At 46.8% G+C, this 12,375-nt stretch carries 12 protein-coding genes; 5 read left to right on the forward strand and 7 right to left on the reverse strand.

Translation table 11 applies throughout. The annotated features are described in order from the left end of the window. Positions 1–7: 7 nt before the first annotated feature. From PRUTH_RS10920 to PRUTH_RS10950, 7 genes are all read right to left on the reverse strand, one after another. Positions 8–808, reverse strand: a complete 801-nt coding sequence (locus PRUTH_RS10920) for an outer membrane lipoprotein-sorting protein (RefSeq protein ID WP_040643280.1) — start codon at positions 806–808, stop codon at positions 8–10. Then, positions 789–3,158, reverse strand: a complete 2,370-nt coding sequence (locus PRUTH_RS10925; RefSeq protein WP_026111263.1) for an efflux RND transporter permease subunit — start codon at positions 3,156–3,158, stop codon at positions 789–791. The genes PRUTH_RS10920 and PRUTH_RS10925 overlap by 20 nt, the downstream gene beginning before the upstream one ends. A gap of 90 nt (positions 3,159–3,248) precedes the next feature. Beyond that, positions 3,249–3,836: a TetR/AcrR family transcriptional regulator gene (locus PRUTH_RS10930; RefSeq protein WP_022945979.1), complete on the reverse strand. Its 588-nt coding sequence runs from the start codon at positions 3,834–3,836 to the stop codon at positions 3,249–3,251. Between the two features lie 124 nt (positions 3,837–3,960). Next, positions 3,961–4,476 (reverse strand): DUF3016 domain-containing protein, encoded by a 516-nt coding sequence (locus PRUTH_RS10935; RefSeq protein ID WP_235045758.1) that lies wholly within the window; start codon positions 4,474–4,476, stop codon positions 3,961–3,963. A 410-nt stretch (positions 4,477–4,886) separates the two neighbouring features. Next, positions 4,887–6,536: a chaperonin GroEL gene (gene groL / locus PRUTH_RS10940; protein ID WP_151173268.1), complete on the reverse strand. Its 1,650-nt coding sequence runs from the start codon at positions 6,534–6,536 to the stop codon at positions 4,887–4,889. A 55-nt stretch (positions 6,537–6,591) separates the two neighbouring features. Further along, positions 6,592–6,879 carry a co-chaperone GroES gene (locus PRUTH_RS10945; protein ID WP_022945976.1) on the reverse strand — a complete coding sequence of 96 codons (288 nt, stop codon included), beginning with the start codon at positions 6,877–6,879 and terminating at the stop codon, positions 6,592–6,594. A gap of 113 nt (positions 6,880–6,992) precedes the next feature. Next, a complete protein-coding gene (locus tag PRUTH_RS10950; RefSeq protein ID WP_022945975.1) occupies positions 6,993–7,472 on the reverse strand; it encodes an FxsA family protein in 480 nt (159 codons plus the stop codon). A 140-nt stretch (positions 7,473–7,612) separates the two neighbouring features. Here PRUTH_RS10950 and cutA point away from each other — a divergent pair, with 140 nt between their 5' ends. The 5 genes from cutA (at position 7,613) to accC (ending at position 12,278) form a co-directional block, all read left to right on the forward strand. Next, positions 7,613–7,933, forward strand: a complete 321-nt coding sequence (cutA, locus tag PRUTH_RS10955) for a divalent-cation tolerance protein CutA (protein ID WP_022945974.1) — start codon at positions 7,613–7,615, stop codon at positions 7,931–7,933. Continuing rightward, positions 7,933–9,717, forward strand: coding sequence for a protein-disulfide reductase DsbD (locus PRUTH_RS10960; protein WP_151173269.1), 1,785 nt, complete (start codon positions 7,933–7,935; stop codon positions 9,715–9,717). The genes cutA and PRUTH_RS10960 overlap by 1 nt, the downstream gene beginning before the upstream one ends. Positions 9,718–9,967: 250 nt before the next feature. Further along, the gene (aroQ, locus tag PRUTH_RS10965) at positions 9,968–10,420 is read left to right on the forward strand and encodes a type II 3-dehydroquinate dehydratase (RefSeq protein WP_151173270.1); all 453 of its coding nucleotides are present in this window, start codon (positions 9,968–9,970) and stop codon (positions 10,418–10,420) included. A gap of 25 nt (positions 10,421–10,445) precedes the next feature. After that, positions 10,446–10,910 (forward strand): acetyl-CoA carboxylase biotin carboxyl carrier protein, encoded by a 465-nt coding sequence (gene accB / locus PRUTH_RS10970; RefSeq protein ID WP_045980407.1) that lies wholly within the window; start codon positions 10,446–10,448, stop codon positions 10,908–10,910. A gap of 27 nt (positions 10,911–10,937) precedes the next feature. After that, complete coding sequence (accC, locus tag PRUTH_RS10975; RefSeq protein ID WP_022946050.1) at positions 10,938–12,278, forward strand: acetyl-CoA carboxylase biotin carboxylase subunit; 1,341 nt, start codon at positions 10,938–10,940, stop codon at positions 12,276–12,278. Positions 12,279–12,375 lie beyond the last annotated feature (97 nt).

Consider the following 12,375-nt stretch of genomic DNA (forward strand, 5'->3'; position numbering starts at 1 on the left):
TACATCCTTACTTCAATGACGATTTAACAAAATCGCGATTACTTAAGCGCACAGAGAAATCGTAATCGGAGAACACCAAGGTAGTTTTTTTACCGCTTTGATGGTTTTCCATATGCATGGTTTGTGGTCGCCAGAATTTGTCTTGATAGTGCTGATAATCAGACAATGTCAGGGTTTTAAGATGGGCTTCTTTACGGTCGTAAAAGTCGATTTTGCGCACTTGGTAATGGCTTAAGTCAATTAAGGCGCGCTGGCGGGTATAGCCAGAATTTTCATACTTGGGAATACGGTCGACCACCGCACAGGTGAACTCACCGCATTGCTGCTCATCAATATAGCGATATTCGTACTTATTGAGCTCTTGGGCGGTAAAATCCTCAAAAGCAAACTCACTGCCCACAAAGGGGCCCGATTTATTCGCCGAAGAAATGCGCTTTACGCGTTTTAGCGCAGGAAGATAAAGCCATTGATCGTCTGGCTCCAGTATTTGCGCATGCGATAACAGTTTGGTGTCTTGTACATCGGCCGGGGAGTTAAAGACAATCAGGCTTTTATCGCCTTTATCTTCGTCGGCCACTTCTTTGGTGAGCATGCTTAAGCTGCGGCTCGATTTACGCCCGCTGGCATCTTCAAGGTGCATCATGACATCGACACGACTAACGCCAAAGCCGCGATCGGAGCGGTCACTTTGTGCCGCAATTTCATAGCCTCGTTGTTGCGCATCACTGGAAGCTGCGGCAGCCCAAACTGGGGTGATAAATGTGACTGCCGATAGCACGGCAAAAGCACTAGGAATTAATGGCTTCATGCGGGTTCTCCTTAATAGCTGAAAGACTCGGTTGAGATGAGGTAGACGGGCGTGCAACAAGCATGAGCAGCGCCGGGAGTAATAAGAAATCAATGATCAGTGCCATAACAATGGCCAGCGCCGTTAACATGCCCATTTGCGCGTTGATCATAAAGGTGGAGTAAGCCAGCACCATAAAGCCGCCCGCTAAAATTAAGGTGGTCACGAAGATGGCCTCTCCGACAGTGGTAAACGCATATTCAATGGCCGCTTGCGGCGTAAGGCCGCGCTCTCGCCGAGCTCTTAGGTACTTGCTGAGGAAGTGCACGGTGTTATCGACAATGATCCCTAACGAAGTTGAGGTCACTGTGGCCGCCGCAACCCCCACTTGACCCACTAACAGTGCCCATACGCCAAAGGTGAACAACATCGGAATGGTATTGGGGATCAAGCTCAAGAAGCCGTACTTAAGGCTACGTAAGGTAAGGATCATAATCAGGCAAATCGCGATGATGGCAATGGCATTACCACTGAGCATGCTTTGTGCGTTACGTTGGAAGATATGTGAGAACATCACCGTAGCGCCAGTGGCTTTGGCATGCATCGCCGCTGGCGTGTTGCTTTGCAGCCAGCCTTCAGCACGCTCAATAAAGGCCTGAATTTCTGCAGTAGATAGGTTATCCAGCGTCAGGCTTAACCGTGAAGCCGATTTATCCATACTGACGCGGTCAGTTAAATCGAGGCCAAAGGGCAGTGACATCTCGTACAGCAACAGATACTGCGCCGCTAACTGGCGATTATCAGGCAAGCGATATAGCGCCTCGTTATCCTGATGCATATTCTTATTTAAGCGTTTAATAATGTCGGTGTAGCTATACACATGAACTACTTCTGGCTGTTGACGTAACCATGTGGTGAAATCTGCCAGTCCCTGCTGATACTCGGGTTTACTGACGCCGCCACTTTCACCACTTTGAATGTCAAATTCCACTACATAAATGCCTGTTAAGTGCTCCATGGTGAAGTCGGTGTCGCGACGAAACTCAACGCGCTGATCAAAGTAGTTTACGAACTCGTCATTGAGCTCAATTTGCGGAATAGCCAAGCCACAGCCAATGCTCAGTAGCACTGTCGCAGCAATAATCATTCGATACTTTTTCGCGACCTGATTACCAAAACGCCCTAACCACACATTCAGGCCGTTGCGTTTTTTCTTATAGGTTTTCTTATCCGGCAAAATAGCCAGTAAACAAGGCAGGAATACCAGTGAGAGCAACCAAGCTGCGGCGATACCCATAGCAGTGATATTCCCTAAATCAGCAAATGGCGGCGCATCAGACATATTTAAGGTTAAAAAACCAACGATGGTGGTGATACTGGTAATGGACACGGCAACAAAATTGACTCGTAAGCTCTCTTTAATTGCAGCGAGCTTGTCCATGCCCTCTCTTCGCGCGCTAGCGTATGACAACAGCACATGGATGCTATCGGCAATGGCCAAAGTGAGAATAATGGTCGGTGCGGTGATGGAGATAGGCGTAAGCTCTATGCCGATATAGCCAGTTAGGCCCATGGCCGCTGCGCTGGCAAGGATCACTACGCCCACCGCAGCAATGGTACCGGGAATACTGCGCAGGCTCATATACATCACCACGATGAGCACTAGGTACATAATCGGCGTGAGGGTTTGCGCATCGGTTTGCCCAGCCTCACTAAAGGCGTTGTTGAGCATAGAAATGCCACTAATAGCAAAGGTAAGCTCAGGGTGCTGCTGCTTCATTTGCGCCACTAAATCGCGCACATAATTCACCGCTTTTGGCACTTCCGCCAAAGACTCCCCTGGATATTGCACGGTAATATTAATACCCGAGGTGCGGCCATTGTTGGCAATTAAGCGGTTGGCCAGTAGCGGTTCATCAAGGGCTATGCGTGCTTTTTCTTGCAATGCTGGCCAAGATAATTGCTCGGCATTTTTGATCAGATCGGCGACGATAAGGTCGTCTTGCTCAGCATAGGTATGTTGGAAATTAGTGATAGAGTCGACACGACTCGCAAAAGGGGTTTTCCACGCCTGTTCGGTGAGCTGCTCCACCACCTTCGCATGATTAGGCGTTAACCCTTGGCTTTGCTCGTCGTGCACCACGATCAGAATGTTGTCATTTTTACTGTATTTGTCTTGGAAGTTCTCAAAGGCAACGAGCTCTGGGTTCTCAGGGCTGAAAAATGCCCGGTAGTCGTTCGAGAAAGTGAGCCCTTTAGCCCCTATTGCCAGTGCGATGCAAATCAGCACACTGACAATAAGCAATAGCCAAGGGTAGCGTGTCACGCACTGCCCCCACCGCAGGGCTAAGTTGCTAATAAAGTGGTTCATTATCACTCCTTATAACAGAACACACATTCTGATAATGGTAAAAAATAACGCCTCAAGTGAGGCTCTTTATTTTCATAATAGCATAGTACCTTATTCAGGTTCAGCCATCATGTCGAATATAGTCGTCAAATATTGCCGTAATGTGTCACGATGAAAATCACTGCGAGCCATCACTGCTACGCCTTGCAACACACCGAGTAAGCACACGCTCAAATCAAATGCACTGAGCTCCTGGCGTACCTCGCTACGTGCTTGAGCTCGCTCAATAAAATGCTGAAACTGTGCGGTCAGCTTGGCATAAATATCACGCACAATGCTGTTCACATCCATATCTGTTTCACCAATCTCGGTAGCTGTATTGCAAATAAGACAGCCATTAGCGCCATGCTCAGCAATGTTCTCGCTGTACATGGAGAAAAAACAGCGTAGGTCTTCAAGCTCACCATCACTTTGCGCTATGCGCTTCAGCCCTGGGCTAATTTTGCTGAGGGAATACTCTTGCAAACACCGTTTGAACAGTTCTTTCTTGTTACCAAATTCTTGGTAAAAACCATACCTACTCACACCTGTTGCTTTAACCAACTGCTCCATTGATGTATCGCGGTAACCTTGGCGCCAAAACATAATAGTTGCCTTGCGCAGGGCTTCACTTACATCAAATTCTCTGGTTCGTGCCATAGGTTGTTCTCTGCTTAGCGTTTTTAAGAATGTACATTCTGAAATAGAAAAGATCAAGTTAAGATCAAAAAGAAAAAGCGCCCATTGGGCGCCTAACTTTGCCTTAATTAAATAGTGCTAGTCGCTAGCGATAGGCTTTCTTCGGCTCGATACCCAGCTCAGGCAACAAGGTTTTCTCAAACCACGAGCTTATCAAGCGAAAATCATAATAGTTGGCTTCGTTGGCTCGAGGTGAGCGAATGCGATCCATAAACTGCATGTCTTTTAAATCCGCTTCCCCTTCACTGACCACGTTACCCTCGGCATCGGTGACCGAGTAAGTAAAGTTAATCTTAGGCATGTAGATAGGTTTAATCACGCGGATCTCATTCATCCCAAAGCGCACATCGCCGGCCAAATCGAGGTTGGTGATCTCAGCGTTAAACACATACCCTTCAGGCAGGTTTTCTGCTTCTCTACTAAAGTGCTTATTAAAGTTTTTAACCAGTCGCTTGTGAAACGGTCCTTTTACTTCATTAGCTGGACGCGCATCGGTGTAATCGTCTAAGTCATGCCATTTGATTTTTGCTTCGCCAGCATAGCTACTAAGGGATGTAACTAATGCCGCGATTGCCAAACTGTAGCTCAGTGATTTCATCATACTCTCCAATTGCGTACGTCTATCTACTATAGACCGCTTGTTGTGTTGTTTGATTACTAAAACACCGCCAAGTTCGTAACAATTAGTAATCATTAATAACTATTTGTAGCCTGTGTACCCAATCGAGTCAACGCCCAGCAACTAACCCCTCTGAGTTTTACAGTTTGCCTCGTCGAATCTCTCATTTAGCAGCAGCGACTGTTTATTGCTTGAGTCTCACGCTCGCTACTTTTTGAGCGCCCTAATAATAAAGGTTATTGAGCCAATACTCGTTGCCGCTTTCAGCTTTTCCTCAGTACGCCAGAAGAACAAATGTTGCTGTCAGGGCCAAGTTAGGGATGAAATTCAGCAGCCATAAAAAAACCCAGCCGAAGCTGGGTTTTTATTAAGCGAGATAGCTTGAGGGATGATTACATCATGCCGCCCATGCCACCCATTCCGCCCATGCCACCCATATCAGGTGCAGCTGGTGCGTCGTCTTTAGGTAGTTCAGCAACCATCGCTTCTGTGGTGATCATTAGACCGGCTACCGAAGCTGCGAACTGCAATGCAGAGCGTGTTACTTTCGTTGGGTCAAGGATACCCATCTCTAGCATGTCGCTGTACTCGCCTGTTGCCGCGTTGTAACCGTAGTTACCTTCGCCACCTTTGACTGCGTTAACAACCACTGATGCTTCATCACCAGCGTTAGAAACGATTTGACGAAGTGGCGCTTCCATAGCGCGTAGGGCTACGTTGATACCATGATTTTGGTCTTCGTTGTCAGCGGTAAGTGAAGCAATCTTAGTTGCCACACGAACCAGCGCTACACCACCACCAGGTACAACACCCTCTTCAACCGCAGCACGCGTTGCGTGTAACGCATCTTCTACGCGGTCTTTCTTCTCTTTCATTTCAACTTCGGTTGCAGCGCCGACTTTGATTACCGCAACACCGCCAGCTAGTTTCGCCATGCGCTCTTGTAGTTTCTCTTTATCGTAATCAGACGTCGCTTCTTCGATTTGCGCTTTGATTTGACCAACACGGCCATCAATCGCTTCTTGCTCACCAGCACCATCAATAATGGTAGTGTCATCTTTGGTGATTACTACGCGCTTCGCTGTACCTAAGTCTTCTAGTGTCGCTTTTTCAAGCTCAAGACCGATTTCTTCAGAAATCACCGTACCACCGGTTAAGATGGCGATGTCTTGTAGCATCGCTTTACGACGGTCACCAAAACCAGGCGCTTTAACCGCAGCTACTTTAACGATGCCACGCATGTTGTTAACAACCAATGTTGCCAGTGCCTCACCTTCTAGGTCTTCAGCAACAATCAGCAATGGCTTGCTAGTTTTCGCTACCGCTTCTAGGGTAGGTAGAAGCTCACGGATGTTTGATACTTTTTTGTCGACCAATAGGATGTGTGGGTTATCTAGTTCAACAACACCTTTTTCTGAGTTATTGATGAAGTAAGGAGAAAGATAACCACGGTCGAACTGCATACCTTCAACAACATCCAGTTCATTCTGTAGTGATTGACCTTCTTCAACAGTGATAACACCAGACTCACGGCCTACTTTTTCCATTGCTTCAGCAATGATTTCACCAATTTCTTTGTCAGAGTTGGCTGAGATAGTACCCACCTGAGCAATGGCTTTGTTATCTGCACAAGGCACAGAAAGGTTTTTCAATTCCTCTACTGCAGCGGTAACGGCTTTGTCGATACCGCGCTTAAGATCCATTGGATTCATACCCGCAGCAACAGCTTTAAGGCCTTCGTTAACAATTGACTGTGCTAGTACGGTTGCAGTAGTGGTACCGTCACCGGCAGCGTCATTCGCTTTTGAGGCTACTTCTTTAACCATCTGCGCGCCCATGTTCTCGAACTTGTCTTCAAGCTCAATTTCTTTCGCTACAGAAACACCATCTTTAGTGATTGTGGGTGAGCCAAAAGACTTATCTAGAACAACGTTACGGCCTTTAGGACCTAAAGTTACTTTTACTGCATCTGCTAATACATTTACGCCTTTAAGCATTTTAGTGCGGGCGTCATTTGCAAAACGTACTTCTTTTGCTGCCATTGTTTCTTTCCTCTAAATTCTGTTTAAACCAAGTGTGTCAACATCAAGGGGTGAGTTAGCTCACGATACCTAGGATGTTGTCTTCACGCATAATTAGGTACTCTTGACCGTCGATTTTTTCAGTCTTCTCAACGTAAGAGCCGAACAACACAGTGTCGCCCGCTTTTACTTCCAATGCGCGTACTTCGCCGCTATCCAATACCCGGCCGTTACCTACTGCCACTACTTCACCTCGCGATGATTTTTCAGCCGCAGAACCAGTCAGCACGATACCGCCAGCAGACTTGGTTTCTTCTTCTAGACGCTTAACGATCACGCGATCATGTAAAGGACGAATGTTCATTTGTTTGTTTCTCCTAACAGTTTCTGAACAACTACAGAAAAGTCATTAAAATTTAGTTGCCATATCTAATGGGGGTCGAGGTTTTAAAACCCAAGAGTAAAAATTAAAATTTTTTACTCTTTTCGTTCATATTCACCTTCGATAGTGGTGTGCTCTTCGCGACGCTCACTGTGTTGATGCTGTTGGTGGCTGTGAAATTCAGCACTGAAGGTGCTTTGCCCCATCCCTTGGCTCATGCGCACTTGCGCCTGAGAAGCAAAGGTTGCGGCCATTTTATTGCGCACTGCTGGCGTCAGTAATAAGAAGCCGAATACGTCGGTCACTATACCGGGCGTTAACAACAGAACGCCAGCAATGATGACACAGATACCAGTAAACATTTGTTTTGCCGGCATTTGCCCTTGTGCCATTTGCACCTGCGCCTCACGCATTGCGCCAACGCCTTGTTGCTTCACCAGCTTAGCGCCCAAAATCGCGGTAACGATAATTAAGGCAATGGTGGCAACGCCGCCAATCACCTCGCTTAATTGAATCAATAGCGCGATTTCGATGATTGGAACAATGATAAATAGTAAAAAAAGTGCTCTGAACATAACGGCTCTCATAAAAGTCGATGAAATAGAATTGAGGTTGATAAGGTCAGATTTCAAGTCATCTGTTGTCGCTCTATGGGCTTTGCCCTTGCTATCAGCTAGTATGGGGGTTAGAAACGGGACTCACAAAAAGGTTCAGTATGACTACTCACTACCGGCTTATCTTTACAACTTGTGCAAATAAACAAGAAGCACGCGCGATGGCAGAACAATTGGTGCAGTTAAAACTCGCCGCCTGTGTCAACATTCTTCCCGAAGTAGAGTCAATCTACATGTGGCAAGGAGAAGTGGCCAGCGAAAACGAGACCAAACTGCTAATTAAAACCAAGTCTGAGAAAATGAACCAGGTGATCCAAACCATTAAACAGCTACATAGTTATGAAGTGCCTGAAATCCAGGTTGTTGATGTGGCCACCGGAAACCTGGCGTATTTTAATTGGATGGATGAGGTATTAAATTAATGCGTTATGTGCTGTTTTTGCTCACCTTAGCGTTTAGCTCGCTAAGTTGGGCGAACAACTCCGTTTTAAATAGCTTATTAGAGCCCTCTAAAAGCACTTTTCTCCCCGTTGAGCAGGCATTTAAGCTCGACTTTGACCAACAAGGCGACACCTTATTTGTAGGGTGGGATATTGAGCCAGGTTATTACCTCTACAAACACAAGTTAGAGTTTGTCGGTAAGGGCGCCACCATCACTCCACCCAGTGACCTTCCCCAAGGGGACATGATTGAAGACGAGTTTTTCGGTCGCACTGAGGTCTATTTTGATAGTGTGAGTATTATTTCCAAACTCAGTGATGTGGGTGATAATGCCAGTGTCAAAGTACGCTATCAGGGCTGCGCCGAAGCAGGCCTTTGCTACCCCCCTGAAGTGGTGGAAATTCCGCTTACGGCCCTTGCTACCAGCACGGCGACTACCGCTGCGCCAACCAGCGAGGTCCCGGTTAACAAAGCCACCAGTGATGAGGGTGAACAATCACTCACTGAGCGTTTAGCCAGCCAAAGCTTGGTCACGAATTTAGTATTCTTTTTTGTTGTCGGTATCGGCCTGGCGTTTACACCTTGTGTGTTCCCCATGTTCCCGATTCTTTCTAGCTTAATCGCTGGGCAGAAAAACCTCTCTACGAAAAAAGCCTTTAGCCTGTCGTTTGTTTATGTACAGGGCATGGCCGTTACCTACGCGCTACTAGGTTTAGTGGTTGCCTATTTCGGCGGGCATATTCAAGGCTATTTACAGCACCCCTATGTATTAATCAGCTTTAGTTTGCTGTTTGTATTGCTGGCGCTATCGATGTTTGGGCTTTACGAAATTCGTTTACCCCAAAGTTTGATGAGCCGCCTAACAGAAGTCAGTAATAAGCAAAAAGGCGGAAACTACACCGGCGTATTCTTGATGGGCGTACTCAGCGGCCTGATTGCCTCGCCGTGCACCACTGCACCACTTTCTGCAGCGCTACTTTATGTGGCTCAAAGCGGCGATTTTGTGGTTGGTGGCTTGACCTTATATGCCTTAAGCCTAGGTATGGGCCTACCACTGCTGCTATTAGGCACCTCGGGCGGGAAATTACTCCCCAAGGCCGGTGGCTGGATGGAGCAAGTAAAAACCTTGTTTGGCTTTTTAATGTTGTTTGTGCCACTTATCTTGTTAGAGCGTATTTTACCTTTCGAGGTGATCTTGCTAATGGCCGGCTTGTTGGCAATTGCTACCGCTATATACTTACATTATTGGCAAAGCGGTCAAAACCAAGGGAAAGGAAAAACGACTCTATGGAGTTTTGCCATGCTGCTGTTTGTTGGTGGCTTAATGCTGGTACAAAACTACATTTGGCCTAAGCCACAGAGTAACAGCACGGCTGCGACAGTTTCCTCTAACGAAAAGCATGGTGAATTTGTACATGTAGCTAATTTAGCAGAGCTGGAAACCTTGATTGCTCAAACCGATGGCTTGGTGATGGTTGATCTCTATGCCGAGTGGTGTGTGGCATGTAAAGAGTTTGAGAAGTACACATTCCCGAAAGACAACGTGCAACAGCAGTTTGAGCATTTCACTTTGGTACAGGTCGACCTCACCGAAAGTAATGACACCACCATTGAATTAATGGAGCACTACACCGTTTTTGGTCTACCAAGTATTTTGTTTTTCGATAACAGCAACGAAGAATTACCTGAGCTGAGAGTCACCGGTTTTATGGGGGCAGATGAATTTGCTTCCCACCTACAAGCAGTACGTGACGCAGCACAGTAATCCTTTTTACTGATTAATGCAGGGTGAGCCTCATCACCCTGCTCACTTTCCCCGCACTAGTAAACCCCACCTAGCCAGACCTGGTTAACAAGGTCATTAGACCAGTATTTTGCTGCTATTTACGTCGAACTCTCTATAATAGTCGGCAAACGTGAGAAAAGTTTGCTATTTGCTACTTTTGCCCTTAAGTTAAATACTATTATTTGTACAATCACTTAAAACTCACACGATAAAGGATTTTAGTCGCATTATGACTGCAAAGTTTAAGATTTTAGTTATTAACGGTCCTAACCTAAACATGTTAGGTAAGCGTGAGCCGGATAAATATGGCGTAAAAACACTGGCGCAGATCACCAGTGAACTAAATGATGCAGCAGCGGCCTTAAATGTTGAGCTGGCGCACTTTCAAAGTAACAGCGAAGCAGCATTAATAGAGCACATTCACGACGCGTGGCAGCAATTTGATAGCATTATTATAAACCCTGCCGCATTCACCCACACCAGTGTGGCCCTGCGTGATGCTCTACTCAGTGTTGATATTCCTTTCTTTGAAGTTCACCTCAGCAACATTCATCAACGCGAACCCTTCCGTCACCACTCTTACTTTTCTGACGTGGCACAAGGGGTTATCTGCGGTTTTGGTGCAATGGGTTACCACTTCGCGCTTCAAGCAGCGGTCAACCGGTTGCAGAATTCGAATTAAAAACTAACTAACAGGCGGGTTTTTCATGGACATTCGCAAAATAAAGAAATTAATTGAACTAGTTGAAGAGTCTGGCATTGCTGAGCTTGAGATCACCGAAGGTGAAGAGTCGGTACGTATTAACCGTCATAGCCAAGCTCCTGCGATGCCACAGCATTACGCCTTGGCGCCACAAGCGGCTCCTGCTCCTGCAGCCCCGGCGGCTGCTCCAGCAAGTGATGCACCAGCAGCGAGCGATGCACCTGCTCGCCCTAGCGGCCATGAAGTAACCTCACCTATGGTTGGTACATTCTACGCGGCCTCTTCACCAGAAGCCGCTGCTTATGTTGAAGTAGGTAGTAAAGTTAACGTAGGCGACACTTTGTGCATCGTTGAAGCGATGAAGATGATGAACCAGATTGAAGCTGACAAAGCCGGTACGGTTAAAGCTATCTTGGTTGAGAATGGCGAGCCCGTTGAGTTCGACCAACCTCTTTTCATCATCGAATAATCGCGCAACTCAAACAAGGCACTAACTATGTTAGATAAAGTTGTTATCGCAAACCGAGGTGAAATTGCACTTCGTGTTCTGCGCGCCTGTAAAGAGCTAGGTATAAAAACGGTTGCCGTGCATTCTACCGCCGACCGTGACCTGAAACACGTGCTCCTTGCAGATGAAACTATTTGTATTGGTAAGCCACCTGCTACCGAAAGCTACTTAGATATCCCCCGCATTATTGCTGCGGCGGAAGTCACCGATGCAGTCGCTATTCACCCAGGTTATGGTTTCCTATCGGAAAACGCTGATTTTGCCGACCAAGTTGAGCAAAGTGGCTTCGTATTTATTGGTCCTAAAGGCGACACCATTCGTCTTATGGGTGACAAAGTGTCGGCCATTGAAGCGATGCGTAAAGCCGGCGTTCCTTGTGTACCCGGTTCTGATGGTCCGCTCACTAACGACACCGAACGTAATATGCAAATTGCTAAGCGCATCGGTTACCCAGTGATCATCAAAGCCGCTGGCGGCGGTGGTGGCCGTGGTATGCGCGTAGTCCGCAGCGAGAAAGAGCTGGTCGACTCCATCGCCCTTACTCAGCAAGAAGCCAAGCAGTTCTTTGGTAACGGCATGGTTTATATGGAGAAATTCCTAGAAAACCCACGCCATATCGAAGTGCAAGTATTGGCAGACGGCCAAGGCAACGCAATTCACCTAGGTGAGCGTGATTGCTCAATGCAACGCCGCCACCAAAAAGTAGTTGAAGAAGCACCTGCACCGGGTATCACCGCAGAAATGCGTAAGTACATTGGTGATCGCTGTACTCGCGCGTGTATCGAAATTGGTTATCGCGGCGCGGGCACCTTCGAATTCCTTTATGAAAACGGTGAGTTCTACTTTATCGAGATGAATACCCGTATTCAGGTAGAGCACCCTGTAACAGAAATGGTAACAGGCATTGACCTAATCAAAGAGCAGTTAAAAATTGCTGCTGGTCAGCCATTATCAATCACTCAGGAAGATGTGCAAATCCGTGGTCACGCTATTGAGTGCCGTATTAATGCGGAAGACCCAAAAACCTTTATCCCATCACCAGGTAAGATCACCCGCTTCCACCCAGCCGGTGGTTTGGGAATTCGCTGGGATAGCCACATTTATGCGGACTACACTGTGCCGCCACATTATGACTCAATGATTGGTAAGCTTATTTGTTACGGTGAAAACCGTGACGTTGCCATTGCTCGCTCGCGCAACGCGCTCAACGAGTTGGTTATCGACGGCATTAAAACCAATACCGAGCTTCATAAACTGATTTTATCGGACGAGAACTTCAAAAATGGTGGCACTAATATCCACTATTTAGAGAAGAAACTTGGCCTATAGAGCTAAATGTTAAGCAAAGCCAAAGCCGACCTACGTCGGCTTTTTTTGTGCCTACAAACCCTAAATCTACTTTTTGTAAATAGCGCGCACTCACCCA

Source organism: Pseudoalteromonas ruthenica, from assembly GCF_008808095.1.
In the GTDB taxonomy this organism is placed as follows: domain Bacteria; phylum Pseudomonadota; class Gammaproteobacteria; order Enterobacterales; family Alteromonadaceae; genus Pseudoalteromonas; species Pseudoalteromonas ruthenica.

Excerpts from the sequence above, each read along its gene's own strand:
- PRUTH_RS10920 (WP_040643280.1), bottom strand. The coding sequence starts at position 808 with ATGAAGCCATTAATTCCTAGTGCTTTTGCCGTGCTATCGGCAGTCACA.
- PRUTH_RS10925 (WP_026111263.1), bottom strand. The coding sequence starts at position 3,158 with ATGAACCACTTTATTAGCAACTTAGCCCTGCGGTGGGGGCAGTGCGTG.
- PRUTH_RS10930 (WP_022945979.1), bottom strand. The coding sequence starts at position 3,836 with ATGGCACGAACCAGAGAATTTGATGTAAGTGAAGCCCTGCGCAAGGCA.
- PRUTH_RS10935 (WP_235045758.1), bottom strand. The coding sequence starts at position 4,476 with ATGATGAAATCACTGAGCTACAGTTTGGCAATCGCGGCATTAGTTACA.
- groL (WP_151173268.1), bottom strand. The coding sequence starts at position 6,536 with ATGGCAGCAAAAGAAGTACGTTTTGCAAATGACGCCCGCACTAAAATG.
- PRUTH_RS10945 (WP_022945976.1), bottom strand. The coding sequence starts at position 6,879 with ATGAACATTCGTCCTTTACATGATCGCGTGATCGTTAAGCGTCTAGAA.
- PRUTH_RS10950 (WP_022945975.1), bottom strand. The coding sequence starts at position 7,472 with ATGTTCAGAGCACTTTTTTTACTATTTATCATTGTTCCAATCATCGAA.
- cutA (WP_022945974.1), top strand. The coding sequence starts at position 7,613 with ATGACTACTCACTACCGGCTTATCTTTACAACTTGTGCAAATAAACAA.
- PRUTH_RS10960 (WP_151173269.1), top strand. The coding sequence starts at position 7,933 with ATGCGTTATGTGCTGTTTTTGCTCACCTTAGCGTTTAGCTCGCTAAGT.
- aroQ (WP_151173270.1), top strand. The coding sequence starts at position 9,968 with ATGACTGCAAAGTTTAAGATTTTAGTTATTAACGGTCCTAACCTAAAC.
- accB (WP_045980407.1), top strand. The coding sequence starts at position 10,446 with ATGGACATTCGCAAAATAAAGAAATTAATTGAACTAGTTGAAGAGTCT.
- accC (WP_022946050.1), top strand. The coding sequence starts at position 10,938 with ATGTTAGATAAAGTTGTTATCGCAAACCGAGGTGAAATTGCACTTCGT.